This window comes from Caulobacter sp. BE264 (assembly GCF_031457805.1).
Classification (GTDB): domain Bacteria; phylum Pseudomonadota; class Alphaproteobacteria; order Caulobacterales; family Caulobacteraceae; genus Caulobacter.
On the sequence record NZ_JAVDXI010000001.1, the window covers coordinates 340007 to 355347 of the forward strand.

Below are 15341 nucleotides of genomic sequence, written 5' to 3' on the forward strand. Positions count from 1 at the left end.
GACGGGAGCGCGCGGACGGTCTCAACCCGTCCTTAAGTACTGCGGCGCAGACTGGAGATCTGAGCGGCCGGTTTTCGGCTGGATCGGAGGCCGTCATGGCGACCATGACTTCCAGTACGCGCCGCACCGGCGACCATTTCGAGCCCACGGACGTGGACCCTCAGGTCCAGCGGCGCTTGCGCGGCTATCTCGAACAGATCGACTACACCGCCTACGCCTCCAACAAGGCGGTGCTGGGCGCGACCTTTCCCAAGGTGGAGGGCGCCCAGTTCCAGCGGCTGGCCGTGGCGGCGGCGACTGCGCGGGCCAAGTGGGTCAGCGAAGCCGCGATGATGGCGGAAGGCGGGGCGACGCTTTCGGAAGGTCAGCTGGCGCGTCTGGCTCATCTGCGGTCGACCTACGAGGAGCTCTCCGCTGTCTACGAGGCCACACGCCGGATGGTGGAGCGGGGCTACATCACGTACAAGCCGATCGCGGGATAATTACCCGGGCGATATTGACTCAAGATTTCATCCGGATAAAAGGCGCTCCAGGAGGTTCGCCATGTCCGGACGCAAAGCGCTGCTTCGCGGTTATAAAGAACGCAAGTTCGATGCCGGTGTGTACGCTGTTCGCTGCGTGACGACCGGCGAGGTCTGGATCGGTGCGACGCCCGACCTTTCCACCCGACAGAGCGGAATCTGGTTCTCGCTACGGCTCGGCTCGCACCGTGAGCCGAGTCTTCAGGCGGCTTGGAACGCTCACGGCGCGGACGCCTTCGCCTTCGAAGCGGTTGAGGTGATCGATGTCGATGGCCTGGACGCCTTTGGCCGCGCCTCGCGATTGCGGGATCGCCGGGACCACTGGATCGGCGCGGCGGGCGCCCGGGGGCTGAACTGATGGATGAGCGGTTTGTGGTCTTCCACGGCCATCGGCGGATCGCCGCAGGTTCGAGACTCGAGGCGGCGCTGGCGGCGGAGGCCCTCTCGCGTGAAGCCGGGGTGCTGATCTTCGATCCGGCTGGGCGCTCGGTGGACTTCGACCTCAGTGGTGGTCCCGACGCGGTCAGGGCCCGGCTGCAACCCGAAGAGACGCCGCCGCGTGGCCGGGGCCGACCTAAGCTTGGCGTCGTGGCCCGCGAAGTGACCTTGCTGCCGCGCCACTGGGACTGGCTGGCCGCTCAGCCCGGCGGCGCTTCGGTGGCGTTGCGCAAGCTGGTCGAGGCCGCCCGGCGCGCGGCGGAGGGACCCGATCGAATCCGAGCCTCGCGGGATGCGGCCTATCGGTTCGCTTCAGCCATGGCTGGAGATCTCCCAGGGTTCGAGGAAGCCATGCGGCGACTGTTCGCCGGCGATGACGCGGGCTTCGAAGCGCTGATCGAGGCGTGGCCTGGCGATATCGCCGCCCAGCTTAGAACCTACGCCGCCGAAGCCTTCGCCGCCGAAGAGGGCGCTTAGCGCGCGGAGCGGGCCAGTACATCGCTAAGAACAGCCTGGTAGGCAGCGTCGAACGCGGTCTTGTCGTCCTCGGCCTTCGCTGGCCACAGCGGGCGCAGGGCGGCCGTTCTGGCTGCTGCGTCCAGCAGCCAGGCCCTGTCTGTCTTGGCCAGCCGAGCGACCCGCGCCTCGACCTCCGCCTTCGGAACACCCGCATAGGCCAGCAGAGACCGCAGGGCCCACAGCGCCTGCTCCTCGGGATTGGGCGTCGCCGCGCCGGGAAGACGGTGCGCGGTCCAGCGGATCGCATCCAGAAGCTGGGCGCGATAGCGCGGATCGTCCCAGGTGCTGGGCGTGTGGCCAAGATTGGTTTGGAACAGGCGGCCCTTGCCGATCTGGCGCGTCCAGGTGACGGGCACGAACCAGGGACGCTTCAGCGGCGTCTCGGTGAAGTCCAAGGCCTGCAGCACCCGGACCTTGGCGGGGTCATAGTCCGAGTACTGATAGATTTCCTCGGCGTAGGCGAAGCGCCCCGGCCAAGCCTTGTTGACCGGGTTGGGGCCACCGAGCGACTGGATGGTCACCGGCGTGCCCTGCGTCCAGGGATGCCCCGCGAACTTGCCGTTGATGAAGTCGGTATAGGTCTGGCCGGGGCCGGAATAGGGCCAATGGGTGTCGGTGGCGCTATGCAGGCCCACAAAGCCGCCTTGGCCGCTCTCGACCCAGCGCTGGATCGCCTGCCAGTTGGCGGCCGAGATGGGTAGCTTGCCTGTGGTGTAGAAGATCAGGACGTCGATGGTCTTGAGCTTCTCGGGCGTGATTTCGCGAGCGTCCTGCGTGGCCTCAACGCTGAAGGCGCCGCTCTGGCCGCCGATCTCGGCGATGGCTACTTCGGACAGTGTCGGACCGTTGCTGTTCTTGGGGCGGGCGACCGGTGCGTGCAGCCAACCAACCGACTGGTCCAGATAGAGCACGCGGATCTTCGGTGCGGCCTGCGCGCCTGAACAGGCGAGGGCGGTCACCAGCGCGACAAGGGTCAGAAGGCGGGTCATAGCGTTCTCAGGCCTTGGGTTGCATCAGATCCCAGCGATTGCCGGACAGGTCTTCGAAGACAGCGACCGTGCCGTAGGCTTCATGGCGGGGTTCTTCAAGGAACCGCACTCCGGCCTCGCTCATGCGGGCGTAGTCGCCAACGAAGTCGTCCGTATGCAGAAACAGCCAAACGCGCCCGCCGCCTTGGCGACCGATCGCCTCGGCCTGCTCGCCCACGGCGCGGGCGAGGAGGAAGTTCGTCCCGTCGCTCCCCGGCGAGACGATGACCCAGCGTTTGCCGTGCCCCATGTCGGTGTCTTCCACGAGTGTGAAGCCAAGCTTGCCGACATAGAAGGCGATCGCCTCGTCGTAATCAGCGACCAACAGGGAAACGAGCGCGACACGGCGGGCCATACTTGCGACTCCAGATGACGGGCAAACTGATAGCACGCGTCTGCGATACCGCCTTTGCATCGTTTCTCGGCCGGAAGGCGGATATGGTCGACCCCTGTGTTTCAAGGAGAGGCCCCCATGATCCCGCATCTGATCTCGGCTCTTGCCTTCGTCGTCGCGCCCGCCGTCGAGACCAAGATCACACCCGTCGCCGCGAAGGATCTGCCGGCCGCGGTGGTGGCCGTCGTCAGGGCCGCCGCGCCGGGCATGACCATCAAGGAAGCCGAGCTCAAGGAGCGCGAGAACCGCCGCTACTTCGACGTGGAAGGCGTGATGCCGGACGGCTCGGAGATCGAATTCGACCTGCTGGAGAAGGACGGCGTCTGGGCCATCGTCGAAACCCAGCGCGACATCGCCTGGTCCGACGCGCCCAAGATTGTGCGAGACGTCGCCGCAGCCTCGGGGAAGGCCATCACGCCGGTGCGGGTGATTGAGAGCAAGCAGAACGACGGCGTGGTCATCTACGAACTGTTCGCCGCCGGGAAGCCTAAGGATCCGTCGATGGAGGTCAGCTTCAAGGACGGTCAGGCCAAGGTGCTGACCGAGGTATGGCCGCACTAGCGCGGCCGCTCGGCCACCTAACGGTCTAGCCGCCGGAGTAGCCGCCGATGATCGGCAGGATCTCTCCGGTGATGAAGCTGGCGGTCTGGGGCGATGCCAGGAACACATAGGCCGGCGCGATCTCTTCGGGCTGCGCGGCCCGCCGCATGGGCGTCTTGGCTCCGAACTGGGCGACATGCGGCGCGGACTTGTCGGCCGGGTTCAGCGGCGTCCAGACCGGGCCGGGCGCGACGGCGTTGACCCGGATTCCCTTGTCGATCAGGTGGGTGGCCAACGAGCGGGTGAAGGCGTGAATCCCGCCCTTGGTCATCGAGTAGTCCAACAGGTCCTTGTTTCCCAGCAGGCCGGTCACCGAACCTGTATTGATGATCGAGCCGCCATTGGGCAGATGCCGCACCGCCGCCTGGGCCATGTGAAAGTAACCGTAGAGGTTGGTCCGCAGGGTGCGGTCGAAGTGTTCGGGCGTGAGGTCCTCGAACGCTGTGACATGTTCCTGGAAGGCGGCGTTGTTGACCAGCACGTCCAGGCGACCGAAAGCCTCGACAGTGCGTTCGACCGCCGCCCGGGCGTAGCCTGCATCCGCCACATCGCCTGGCAGCAGAATGGCGCGGCGGCCCTCGTTTTCCACGGCGGCCTTGGTCTCCGCCGCATCGCGGTCCTCATCGAGATAGGCGATGGCGACGTCGCAGCCTTCGCGGGCGAACAGCACCGCCACCGCGCGACCGATGCCGCTGTCGGCGCCGGTGATCAGCGCGACCTTTCCCTCGAGCTTCCCTGAGCCCTTGTAGAAGGGCGCCTCGTACATCGGCGCGGGATTCAGGCGATGCTCCTGGCCGGGCTTCGCCTGATGCTGCTCGGGATAGGGCGGCGCAGGATATGCGCGCGCGCCGGCCTGCATCGCCTTGGGCGGGCTTTCGGCCGGCTCGTTCTTGGGATCGAATGATCGCGCTTCCTGCGCGTCGAGCGGCGCCTGGATCTCGCGATAGGCCTGGGCGACCCGTTCGCCGGTATGCTCGAACTCCGGGGTATGGCTCTTGGTCATGGCGCGCTCCTGAGGGACGGAGTTGGGTAACCGTCGGGGTGGCGCGATGTTCCAAGCGCCGCTAAATGCAGGTTGCCCGGAAAACGGGCATGAGCCACTTTGCGCTCCTTCTTTGACAGTGGTGACGACCATGCCGCGCGACGCGGCCGGAACGGCGCTCCTCCCGGAGCGGCCGCGCGGCCCCATTATGACCGATCTGATCGAACTGCTCCGCCTGGCGGGGCCGGTCGTGCTGTCGCGTCTGGGCATCATGGTGATGGGCCTGACCGACGCGATCGTGGTGGGACATTTCTCGGCGCAGCAGCTTGGCTATCACGCCATGGCCTGGGCGCCGTCCTCGGTATTTGTCACTGCGACGGTGGGTCTTCTGGTCGGCGTTCAGGTGATGACCGCGCGGGCGATGGGGGCGGGCAATCCGCATGAGACCGGCGCGGTGCTGCGGCGCGGCTTGGCCTACGCCGCGTGGCTGGGCTTTGGGTCGATGACGCTTCTGGCGCTGTCTGGGCCCATGTTCCTGCAGGCCATGGGGTTGAAGGACGGCCTTGCCGAGGGCGCGACCCTGCCGCTGATCGTGTTTTCGCTGTCCCTGCCGGTTTACGCGATTTCGGTGGTTCTGACCTTCTGGCTAGAGGGGCTTTCGCGGCCCGGACCGGGCGCGGCGATGATGTGGCTGGCCAATGTCGTGAACCTGGGCGCCAACCTCTTACTGGTGCCGGGCGTGATGGGGCTTCCGGCGCTGGGCGCTGTGGGCGGCGCCTGGGCGACCTTTATCGCGCGATCGGCGCTGGCGCTGGCGTTGGCCATCTTTGTGATCCGCATGAAGGACGCTCGCGAGCTGGGCGTATTCGACAAGCCCGCGCGCAATCGGTCGGCTGAGATCGAGCAGCGTCGCATCGGCTATGGCGCCGGCGCGTCCAACTTCTTCGAGGTTTCGGCCTTCGCCGGCATGAACCTGATCTGCGGCTGGATCAGCGCTTTGGCCGTGGCCGCCTACACGGTGGTGCTGAACGTCTCGGCGATCATCTTCATGGTGCCGCTGGGCGTGGCTTCGGCGACGGCGGTTTTGGTGGGGCGAGCCTATGGCGCCCGCGACCCCGCAGGCATGACCCGCGCCGGGTGGATCGCCTTTGCGGTGATCGCAGTGATCGGCGTGTTGTTCGGCCTGCTGCTCTATCCCACCAAGCATTGGGTTGCCCTGGCCTACACCACCGATCCGGCGGCGTTGGCGCTTATCTTGCCGGCCCTGGTGCTCTCGTGTCTGTTCTTCGCGCCCGACGCGGTGCAGGTCGTCGCGGCCCAGGCGCTGCGTGCGCGCGGCGAAGTCTGGGTCCCGACGATCACGCACCTGATCAGCTATGCGCTGGTCATGGGGCCGCTGGCGTGGTGGCTGGCGATCCCGAAGGGCATGGGCCTCAACGGCGTGCTGATTTCGATCATCGTCACCAGTTTCCTGGCGGCAGGCTTCCTGCTGATGCGGTTCCGGATGCTGGACTGGCGAGACCGCAAAGCGGCGCTGGGGGCGGCTTAAGCCCCCAGAATCCAGCCTTCTTCGGTGGCGGCGGCGACCAGCGCCTCTTCGCCCAGGGCCTTCGGTGCGTCGAATGACGCGCCCAGCTTGCCGGCCTCGTCGAGCTTGGCGAAGTGTTCGGCCAGGCTGCGGACCTGGGCCAGGTCCTTGACCTCGCCCGGCGCCGGTGTCGGCTTCAGCAGCGAGGGATAGACCTCCGCCACCACGACCTCGACGCCTTCCAAGTCGGCGTCGGTCAAGGCCTTGAAGCCCGTCTCGAACGGCCAGACCCTAACGGCGTCGCCGCGGGCGTCCCTCAGGCGGCGCACGGCAGGGATGCCCATGATCGCCTGACCGCCCACCGAGCCATTGTAGTAGAGCTTCCAGATCGAATGCGCGCCCTTGGCCGCCTGGTCGGCATAGCGGAACTCAGGCAGATCTTCAGGACCGTGCTCACGCGGACGCTTGGGTTGCAGGGTGGTCAGGGCGTCCTTCGGTGGGCAGCCCCAGAACGGGAACGGGCCGCCAGTCAGACGCCGGTTGATTTCCGAGCCCACGCCAAAGCGGTTGTTGGTGTTGTCGGCCTTGTCCTTGACCATCTTGGCCAACTGATCCCAGACCGCTCGCCAGGGCGCTTCGCCGGGCAGGGCCAGGGCATGGGCGAGGCCGCGCGGAAAGCCGAGCGGGAAGTCGAAGCCCACCAGAGCGCGTTCGCCGCGCTTTTTCAGGTCGTCGAGAATAGCCGCCAGCTTGGTCTCGGCCTCGCCGCGCGTCGCCGGATTGTAACTCTCGAAACTCAGGCGGAAACGCACGTCGCGCTTAAGCACGCCGATCCAGATCGAGTCCGCGCCCGTGGTCGGCTTGGCCGCCGCGCTCCAATCGACGATTACATAGGCGCTGAACAGACGCGACACGGCACGCGGCTCCTTGGACGGAAACGAAGCCGCGCTTCTACCGCTCCGGGAACGTCAGGACCAGCCCGGTTCAGCGTTACCGACGATCAGGCCGCGTCACGAATCTTGGTGGTCGGGCCGATCGGGCGGCCGTGACGCGCGAACCAGCGGATCGGCGGCTCGCAGGCGGGGCCCACGGCGGCGCGGACGATCGCCGGCGGACGGCGCTCTTCCGGCGTCATGAACAGGCCGTTGGTCTTCAGCTTCAGGCCGGCCACCTTGTGGGCGCCCAGCATGGTCAGCGGAACGGCCAAGACCAGGCCGGCGAGAATGGGCGCGGTGGCGGTCAGAAGGTCCGGCGTGAACCAGAACGAGCCAGCCAGGATCAGGCCCGACAGGCTGATCCAGCCCATGGCGGCCCAGGCCTCCTTGAAGTCGACCTTGTCGGCGTCGCGGCGCTGAGCGGCCCAGCCGCCGACCTTGCCAGCCAGGATTTCGACGATGGCGCGGGTCTGAGTGAACATCAGCATCGGCGCGACCAGGGCCGAGAACAGCATTTCGACGGCCAGACCGGCGGCCATGCGCCGCTTGCCGCCAAAACCCTTCACTTCCCCCTTGCGCGCCAGCACCAGGATGGCGCCCAGGATCTTGGGGCCGAACAGCAGCACGAAGGTGATGATCATCGCCCAGGCGGTGGCCTGGATCTCGCGCCAGTCGATCAGGGCGTGGGCGGCGGCCTTCAGGTCGGCCATGGTGAAGGCGGCCTTCTTCAGCTCGGGCATCAGGGCGCGCGAGATCAGGCCGGCCGACAAGCAGAAAAACCACAGCGGCGAGAGGGCGTAGCTCAGCACGCCGATCACCAGGTGCATGCGGCTCATCCAGTGAAGGCCCGGCAGGGCGATCAGCGGCACATGCTGGATATTGCCGCGGCACCAGCGACGGTCACGCGTGGCGAAGTCGAGCAGGTTCGAGGGGCTCTCTTCGTAGGAGCCATCCAGATAGGGGGCCAGATGCACGCTCCAGCCGCCGCGGCGGAGCAGCGCGCTTTCCAGCGCGTCGTGGCTCATGACCTCGCCGCCGAAAGGCTTGGGGCCGGGCAGGTGCGGCAGGCCGCAGGTCTCGGCGAAGGCGCGGGTGCGCACGATCGCGTTATGACCCCAGAACGAGCTCTCCGAGCCCGACCACCAGGCCAGGCCCGTCCAGGCGACGCGGCCGTACAGGCGCGTGGCGAACTGCAGGGTGCGGGCGAAGATCGTCTGACCGTTGATGATCATCGGCATGGTCTGGATCAGACCTGCGCCGGGGTGCCGCTCCATGGCGTCGGCCAGACGCACCATGGCCTCGCCCGTCATCAGGCTGTCGGCGTCCAGCACCAGCATGTGCTCGTAGGCGCTGCCCCAGCGGCTGACCCAGTCAGCGACGTTGCCGGCCTTGCGTCCCGTGTTTTCCTTGCGGATGCGGTAGTAGACGTTGCAGCTGGCCTCGCGACGGAAGCGGGCGAAGCAGGCCTGCTCGGCCAGCGCCACCTGAGCGTCGCGCGTGTCGCTGATCACGAAGATGTCGAAGTTACGGGCCGCGCCGGCCTCGGCGATCGAGGCGTCCATGGCGCGCAGCCGCGCGAAAACCGCCGTAGCGTCCTCGTTATAGACCGGCATCAGGATGGCGGTGCGCGTATGCAGCTTGGGCATCGGCGTATCGCCGTCGATGCCCAGCGGGTCCTTCGGCTTGCCCATCAGCACCACGAAACCGATGAAGGCGGTGCAGAACCACAGCGACAGGGCCAGGAACAGCGGCGCCAGGAGCGCGACCACCACGGCCTCAAGGCGAGTCACGCCGCCCAGTGCGATCGTGTCGAACGACGCCTTCCAGCCCGCGACGCCCATGGCCACGGTCATCAGGCCCAGCAACCAGCGGCGCAGGGTCATGTTCTGGATCAGCGCCGTGGCGCGACGCGCGCCGCCCTGCCAGAAGCTCAGCGGCTGAACCGGCATGGCCAGAGGCGCTTCCGAAGGGATCTCGACGGTGTCACGGCGAACGACCTGATCGAGGCTCACGCTGGTGGAGGTGCGCACATCGAAGAGGGCGGAGCGATCGCTCATATCGTCAGTTCTCGGACTTTTCCGGCAAGCCGGGCTCTCTCCGCGCGCGTCTTCCGCCTCAGCCTCTTTTCGCCAGCCCGTGGGTTCGCTAGGGAACGGGGCGGGGCGTCTGGAGCGCTGCGCGGCGGAAGCTACCGGCGTGGAGAGCCGCCGGTGCGCCTACAGTAAAACTTCGATCACAAATTCGCTACCAGAAATCACGTTGATTTCGCAGTTGCGAGAAGAATTTGTGACCTCGCGCTCGGCAGCGGTGGGCGGACATTCCGGGATCGGTTCATAAGTATATGAATTTTCGAGTGATTATAGGCGCTATTGCGCTTCTGGGGCTCGCGGCTTGCGGGAGAGATTCTCCTGAAACGGGTCCCGCTGGGAGCGCGGTTGAAGTCGTTATGTCGACTGAAGGGCTGCCAAAATACGACTCGGAGGGCGTTATCGCCAGTCTGGAGGGTCAGATTCTCACGCTCGATCACGAAGGTGCGAGCCCCGCGGGCCTCAAGCCAGGCCGTGATCGCTTCAGGGTTTACGCGGATGTCTTGGCGGAGGCGCCGATCACGCCAGGATCGCGGGTCTCCTTCTCATTCAAGAAGACGCCCCGGAGCCTGGACATCGCGGAATTGCGCACACGGCCCTGAACAAAGAAAGCGGGCGGCCGGTCGCCCAGCCGCCCGCTCGCTTCTTGCCTGACCACAGGACCGGCTGACGTCCGGCCCCGTGGCGATTATCGTCAGCCCAGCTTCACCAGCATTTTGCCAAGGTTCTCGCCGGTGAAGAGCTTGAGGAACGCGTCCGGGGCGCGTTCGACGCCTTCCTCGACCGTTTCCTTCCAGGTGATTTTACCGGCCTTGATCCACTCGGACATGTCCTTGGCGAACTGCGGGTAGAGATCGAAGTGGTTCGAGACAATGAAGCCTTCCAGGCGGAGGCTCTTGCCGACAGCCAGGATGATGTTTGACGGGCCCTCGGGCTTTCCGGTCTCGTTGTACTGCGAGATCATGCCGCAAAGCGCGAAACGGGCGAACGGGCGGGCGGAGTTGATGGCCGCTTCCAGGTGCACGCCACCGACGTTCTCGAAATAGACGTCGATACCCTTGGGCGCCACCTTGGCCAGTTCGGCCACCACGTCCGGCGTGGCCTTGTAGTCGATCACGTGGTCGACGCCGATCGACTTCAGGAACGCCACCTTCTCGGGCCCCCCCGCCGAACCGATCACGGTGTGCCCCTTCAGCTTGGCGATCTGGCAGACGATCGAGCCCACCGCGCCGGCGGCGGCCGAGACGAACACGACATCACCGTCCTTGAGCGCCGCGACGCGCAGGAGACCAGCATAGGCGGTCATACCGGGCATGCCGACCACGCCCAGGAACGCCTGCGGAGGGATGCCATGGGTCTCGATCTTGGTGATCGCGCCCATGCCCGCGGCGGCCAGCGACTTGGGATGAGCGTTATAGGCCTCGCGCCAGCCGAACATCGAGCTGACCATGTCGCCCGGCTTGAAGTCGGGGTCGTTGGAGGCGATCACCTCGCCGATCGCGCCGCCCTGCAGGGCTTCGCCCAGCTGGAACGGCGGCACGTAGCTGGGGCGGTCGTACATGCGGCCGCGCATGTAGGGGTCGACCGACATCCACAGGTTCTTGACCTGGATTTCGCCGTCGCCCGGCGCGGGCAGCTCGACGGTCGCCAGGTCGAAGTCCGACGCCTTGGGCATCCCGACGGGACGAGCTTTCAGACGGATCTCGCGCGAGGTGGTCATGGGTGTCCTCCCTGCCTTGGTCGTGGCCAAGGGCTGCAAATTTAAACGGATGTTTAGCGCGCCCTCACGCAAGTCGCCAGTGCTTCTAAGCGACGGCGAAGCGCGGTAGACAGCGGCCCATGACCCAGACTCTGAAAGCGGGCGTCGTCGGCGCCGGAGTGTTCGGCGGCTATCACGCCAAGAAGTACGCCGAGCTGGACGGCGTGACCCTGGTCGGCGTGTTCGACATCGACCTGGCGCGCGCCAAGGCCCTGGCCGAACCGCTCGGCGCGCAAGGCTATGACGACATGGACGCGTTCCTGGCCGCCGTCGACGTGGTCACCGTCGCCGCACCGGCCGTTCATCACGCCGCGCCGGCCCTGGCCGCGCTCAAGGCGGGCAAGCCGGTCTATTCGGAAAAGCCGATCGCGGTGTCGCCTGACGACGCTGACAAGATGGTCGCCGCCGCCGCCAAGGCTGGCGTCCCGCTCGCCTGCGGGCATCAGGAACGCGTGGTGTTCCAGGCCATGGGCCTGCTGGACATTCCCGAACAGCCGCTACGCTTGGAAGCGGTGCGTCGCGGCACCCCGTCGGACCGCAATCTCGACGTCTCGGTCGTGCTGGACTTGATGATCCACGACATCGACCTGGCCCTGGCGCTCTGCGACGGCGCGCCGATCGCGGTGGAAGGCGAGGGCGCGATCACCCGCTCGACCTCGCTCGACTGGGTCAAGGCCGAGGCGACCTTCGACAACGGCTTCACCGCCGTGTTCGACAGCTCGCGCGTGGCCGAGGCCCGTGAGCGGACCATGAAGGTCGTCTACCCGTCGGGCGAGGTCGAGATCGACTTCCTGCAGCGCACGTTCCGCAACACCACGCCCTATCCGCTGATCGAGAACTTCACTGAGACCCCCGCCGGCAAGGATCCTCTGGGCCTTTCGGTCGCTGGCTTCCTGTCGGCGGTGCGCGGCGAGGCCCCTGGGCCGATCGTGACCGGCGAGGAAGCTGCGCGCGCGCTGGATCTGGCGCTGGCGGTCGAGCAGGCGGTCGAGGGCTAAGCGCCCCCCCGACCAACCTGAGCGCCAACCGTCAGGCGGGGAACATCGCTGTCAGGGTCTGTTCCAGAACGACCAGCGGCATCGGACCCTGCAGCAGCACGTCGTGGAAGGTCTTCAGATCGAAGCGGGCGCCGGCGCGCTTCTTGGCGTCTTCCCGCAGTCGCACCCATTCGACGTGACCGATCTTGTAGCTGCAGGCCTGGCCCGGCCAGATGCAGTAGCGGTCGATCTCGCGTTGGACGCGGGGGCGGGGCATGCCCGTCTGACTGACCATGTAGTCGACGGCCTGAGCGCGGCTCCAGCGCTTGAAGTGCAGGCCCGTGTCGACCACCAGGCGCACGGCGCGGAACTGCAGCGACTGCAGGTAGCCGATCTCGCCCAGAGGATCGCCGTCGTAGACGCCCATCTCGGCGGCCAGCTGTTCGGCGTAAAGCGCCCAGCCCTCGCCATAGGCGGCGAAGCCCATTCCGGCGCGCCTTAGCATCGGGATCTCCTGGGAACCCAGCAGCATCGATCCATGCCAGACGTGCCCGGGCAGGGCCTCGTGGTAGGTGAGGGTCGGCAGATTGTACTTCGGCCACTCGGCCGTGTCCTTGAGGTTGATGTAGAAACGACCCGGGCGCGAGCCGTCCAGCGCGGGTGGCTGGGCATAGCCGTTTGGCGCGCCATCCTCGATCTCCTGCGGCACGCGAACGATCTCGACCGGCGCGGCCGGCAGGGTCTTGAACACCGTGCCCATGCGGGCGCGGATCGCGGCGGTCTGGCCGTTGAGGTCCGTCAGGAGCTGGGCGCGACCCGCGTCGGTGTTGGCGTATTGCTGGTCCGGGCGAGCGGAAAGCGCCGATAGGCGCTGGGCGACCGTCCCTTCGGTCAGTCCCAGGCGACGCAGGCGCGCATCGATCTGGGCCTCCAGCTCAGCCACCTGTTGCAGGCCCAGCCGATGCACCTCATCGGGCGTGCGGCGTGTGGTGGTCTGGAAGGCCAGGGCATCGGCGTAGAAGGCGTCGCCGTCAGGCAGTTTCCAGGCGCCGGCGTCGCCTGTGGCCTTGGCGCGGGCCGCTTCCAAGGCTGCGATCTGCCGGTCAAGGGCGGGATTGACGCTGGCGCTGACGATCTCCGCCGCGCGGGCCGCCCAGTCCCCTGGGAGGCCTGCCTTGGCGGCGCGCGTGGCGAGGGATCGGGTCACGCTGGCGTCGGCCGCGGCGACGGCTCGCTGTCGCCGCAGCTGCGCCAGGCCGGCGTCCAGGGCGAAGTCGGGGGCCAGGACGCCCTTGGCGACGTCCATCGCCAGAGCCTCGGTGTTGCTATCCAGGGCGACGGCATAGGCCTTCAGGCGCGAGAGATAGGCCTCTGCGTCGTCCTGCGTCCGGATCGGGTGCCGCGAATCCAGGAAGTCAGGGGTCGCCTGATAGGCTCCGGTCAGCTGGCTCAGCACATAAGGCGAGTAGGGCGCGTAGCCGAACCCGGCCCGGCCTTCGCCGAAGTCGTACTTCAAACCGCCCTCGACCGAACGGCGGTAGGTGTAGGTCGTCACCTCCAGGTCGATGCGCGCGGCTGGCGAAAGCTGGTCCGTGGGGATCTTGGAAAGTTGCGACAGCCTGGCCCTGCGCGAGGCTATCCAGTCGTTACGGCCGGCGCGTGAGACATCGTTGAGCTTGCCGCGCTGCGCCGCGCGCGTACCCACATCCAGACCCAGCGACGTCGTCATTTCCGGCGCGGCGTCGAGTTCGGCGGTCCAGAAAGAGTCGAGCAGCGTCCGAAGCTCGGCGTCACGTGGGCCTGGCGCGCCAAACGCCGAGGTCGCGGCGAGCAGCGGCGCCGTCGCGGCCGCACCGATCAGAAACTGGCGTCTATCCATCTTGTGGTGTTCCCCCACTTGGACCTTCACGGTAAGCCCATTCACCACCGGCTCGCCAGAGCCGAGGCGATCGGTGAACGATCGCCGATTCGATGATCGGAACCCGCAGGAGAGTTCTTTGTCCCACGCCGCGTGGCCTGTCGATCCTGGCGCGATCGCCCCGTTTCTAGCGGCCATCGTGCTGATCGAGCTGACGCCGGGCCCGAACATGGGCTATTTGGCGGGCCTGTCGGCGGTCGAGGGGCGTCGCGCCGGGCTGGTGACAATCGCCGGCATCACCGCAGGCCTGCTCGCCTATATGCTCGCTTCAGTGGCGGGACTGACCGAGATCCTCCGACTGAATCGTCCGCTCTATGAGATCCTACGCTGGGCGGGGGTCGTGTATATTCTATGGCTGGCTTTCGACGCCTGGCGCGGCGAGAAGCCGACTGACTGGCGAGGTGAAGACGGCCGGGCCTGGGTGCATTTTCGTCGCGGGCTGCTGGCGAACCTGCTCAATCCCAAGGCCGCGCTTTTCTACGTGACTCTTCTGCCCGGCTTCATTCAGACCGGTCACGCGTCGCCGACGATGCAAGCCCTGATCCTGGGCGGGACGCATATCCTCGTCAGCATTGTGGTCCACGGCGCCATCGTCCTCTCGTCAGACGGCTTGGCGCGTCGCGTGATCGCCACGGGCTCCAGTCCCGTCAGCCGCCGCCTGTTCGCCCTGGCGCTGGCCGCCACCGCCGCCTGGATCGCCGTCGAAACCGGACGCTGACGCCGGCTAGTCTTCATCAAGGTCGAACGGCAGCTCGTCCTGATCGTTGTTGGTCTCCCGCCGCGCCTTGGAGACTGGTTGGTAGACCGGCGCCGGTTTCGTTTGGGGCGCAGGTTCGTCATCGTCCCAGGGCGGGTCATCGAACATGTCCGGCTCGCGGGACGCGACGGGCGGTGGTGCGGGGCGTGACCCCGGACGCGACGCGGTCGGCCGTCTTGCGTCGTCGAAAGACGAGCGACGGGCCAGCGGCGGGGGTGTGTCGGGCAGGGGGGGCGGGGGGGCGTGGAAGTCGTCGTCTTCTTCCTCGTCCGGCTCCAGGGCGACGGGCGGCGTGGCCTGGAGCGGGGGAGACGCCACGACGGTCTCCGCCGCCTCCCGCACGGGACGCGGCGGCAGCGGGCGGCGCACGATCGCCTCGCAACGGGCCAGCCAGCGATTGGCTTCCTGCATCAGTTCGGCGGGCGACTTGCTCTCGCGACGCGTCTCGTCGCCCGGCGCCCAGAGGTCCAGAGCGAAGTCGGGGTTTCGCGGATCGTCGAAGATCAGGCGGAGGGTCACCGTCTGGGCCTGAGGCGCGACATGGTCGATCGCGCGCCGGCCTTCGCCTCGAAAGACCCGGCCCATCACCTGCCCGTCCACCAGAAGTTCTGCGCCGACCAGCTCCTCCAGGCGGTAGATTAGGCACCAAGCGCCGCGATCCCAGGCGACCGCCAGCAGGTTGGTGGAGAAGGAAAAGCCCGCGCCGCGTCCGCGCCCGCGCGCGACCACAACGCCTTCCGGCTCGCTCTTGAGAACGTTGCGCAGGGCGCGGCGAATGCGCCGGTCCTCATCGCCGTACCAGATGGCCAGGCTGCCCAGGAACGTCACCGCCGAGCCGGCGATGGCCACGAACAGCAAAAGACGCGCGAGTTCGCTCATAGTGTCTCAAGGCTAACGA

General features: G+C 67.0%; 16 protein-coding genes. 8 read left to right on the top strand and 8 right to left on the bottom strand.

Features of this window, described 5'->3' with window-relative positions:
- Positions 1-95: 95 nt before the first annotated feature.
- The 3 genes from J2X45_RS01600 (at position 96) to J2X45_RS01610 (ending at position 1436) form a co-directional block, all read left to right on the top strand.
- Complete coding sequence (locus J2X45_RS01600) at positions 96-482, top strand: hypothetical protein (RefSeq protein WP_310210401.1); 387 nt, start codon at positions 96-98, stop codon at positions 480-482.
- A gap of 61 nt (positions 483-543) precedes the next feature.
- Positions 544-879: a GIY-YIG nuclease family protein gene (locus J2X45_RS01605; protein WP_310210404.1), complete on the top strand. Its 336-nt coding sequence runs from the start codon at positions 544-546 to the stop codon at positions 877-879.
- Positions 879-1436, top strand: coding sequence for a DUF2239 family protein (locus J2X45_RS01610; RefSeq protein WP_310210406.1), 558 nt, complete (start codon positions 879-881; stop codon positions 1434-1436). The genes J2X45_RS01605 and J2X45_RS01610 overlap by 1 nt, the downstream gene beginning before the upstream one ends.
- Here J2X45_RS01610 and J2X45_RS01615 read toward each other — a convergent pair.
- Together J2X45_RS01615 and J2X45_RS01620 are read right to left on the bottom strand one after the other, a co-directional pair.
- Entirely contained in the window at positions 1433-2467 is a 1035-nt protein-coding gene (locus tag J2X45_RS01615) for a ThuA domain-containing protein (RefSeq protein ID WP_310210409.1), read from the bottom strand. The two genes, J2X45_RS01610 and J2X45_RS01615, sit on opposite strands and share 4 nt — an antisense overlap.
- Before the next feature lie 7 nt (positions 2468-2474).
- Positions 2475-2861, bottom strand: a complete 387-nt coding sequence (locus J2X45_RS01620; RefSeq protein ID WP_310210412.1) for a VOC family protein — start codon at positions 2859-2861, stop codon at positions 2475-2477.
- Between the two features lie 117 nt (positions 2862-2978).
- Here J2X45_RS01620 and J2X45_RS01625 point away from each other — a divergent pair, with 117 nt between their 5' ends.
- Positions 2979-3461, top strand: coding sequence for a hypothetical protein (locus tag J2X45_RS01625; protein WP_310210415.1), 483 nt, complete (start codon positions 2979-2981; stop codon positions 3459-3461).
- Positions 3462-3486: 25 nt separating this feature from the next.
- On the opposite strand, the gene J2X45_RS01630 is transcribed toward J2X45_RS01625, so the two are convergent.
- Positions 3487-4503 (bottom strand): SDR family oxidoreductase, encoded by a 1017-nt coding sequence (locus J2X45_RS01630; RefSeq protein WP_310210418.1) that lies wholly within the window; start codon positions 4501-4503, stop codon positions 3487-3489.
- Between the two features lie 112 nt (positions 4504-4615).
- On the opposite strand from J2X45_RS01630, the gene J2X45_RS01635 reads away from it, so the two are divergent.
- Positions 4616-6031 (top strand): MATE family efflux transporter, encoded by a 1416-nt coding sequence (locus J2X45_RS01635; RefSeq protein ID WP_310210421.1) that lies wholly within the window; start codon positions 4616-4618, stop codon positions 6029-6031.
- On the opposite strand, the gene J2X45_RS01640 is transcribed toward J2X45_RS01635, so the two are convergent.
- Together J2X45_RS01640 and mdoH are read right to left on the bottom strand one after the other, a co-directional pair.
- The gene (locus tag J2X45_RS01640; RefSeq protein WP_310210424.1) at positions 6028-6924 is read right to left on the bottom strand and encodes a cobalamin biosynthesis protein CbiG; all 897 of its coding nucleotides are present in this window, start codon (positions 6922-6924) and stop codon (positions 6028-6030) included. The two genes, J2X45_RS01635 and J2X45_RS01640, sit on opposite strands and share 4 nt — an antisense overlap.
- Before the next feature lie 86 nt (positions 6925-7010).
- Positions 7011-9002: a glucans biosynthesis glucosyltransferase MdoH gene (gene mdoH, locus J2X45_RS01645; protein WP_310210429.1), complete on the bottom strand. Its 1992-nt coding sequence runs from the start codon at positions 9000-9002 to the stop codon at positions 7011-7013.
- Positions 9003-9286: 284 nt separating this feature from the next.
- Between mdoH and J2X45_RS20290 the strand changes: the two genes are divergently transcribed.
- Entirely contained in the window at positions 9287-9634 is a 348-nt protein-coding gene (locus J2X45_RS20290) for a hypothetical protein (RefSeq protein WP_404979990.1), read from the top strand.
- A 92-nt stretch (positions 9635-9726) separates the two neighbouring features.
- Here the strand turns inward: J2X45_RS20290 and J2X45_RS01650 are convergent, their stop codons facing one another.
- Positions 9727-10752, bottom strand: a complete 1026-nt coding sequence (locus tag J2X45_RS01650; protein ID WP_310210431.1) for an NADP-dependent oxidoreductase — start codon at positions 10750-10752, stop codon at positions 9727-9729.
- Positions 10753-10871: 119 nt separating this feature from the next.
- On the opposite strand from J2X45_RS01650, the gene J2X45_RS01655 reads away from it, so the two are divergent.
- Positions 10872-11789, top strand: coding sequence for a Gfo/Idh/MocA family oxidoreductase (locus tag J2X45_RS01655; protein ID WP_310210434.1), 918 nt, complete (start codon positions 10872-10874; stop codon positions 11787-11789).
- A gap of 31 nt (positions 11790-11820) precedes the next feature.
- On the opposite strand, the gene J2X45_RS01660 is transcribed toward J2X45_RS01655, so the two are convergent.
- Positions 11821-13665, bottom strand: coding sequence for a DUF885 family protein (locus tag J2X45_RS01660; protein ID WP_310210437.1), 1845 nt, complete (start codon positions 13663-13665; stop codon positions 11821-11823).
- A gap of 100 nt (positions 13666-13765) precedes the next feature.
- Between J2X45_RS01660 and J2X45_RS01665 the strand changes: the two genes are divergently transcribed.
- Positions 13766-14404, top strand: coding sequence for a LysE family translocator (locus tag J2X45_RS01665; RefSeq protein ID WP_310210440.1), 639 nt, complete (start codon positions 13766-13768; stop codon positions 14402-14404).
- Positions 14405-14410: 6 nt separating this feature from the next.
- Here the strand turns inward: J2X45_RS01665 and J2X45_RS01670 are convergent, their stop codons facing one another.
- Positions 14411-15322: a hypothetical protein gene (locus J2X45_RS01670; RefSeq protein WP_310210443.1), complete on the bottom strand. Its 912-nt coding sequence runs from the start codon at positions 15320-15322 to the stop codon at positions 14411-14413.
- Positions 15323-15341: the final 19 nt, after the last annotated feature.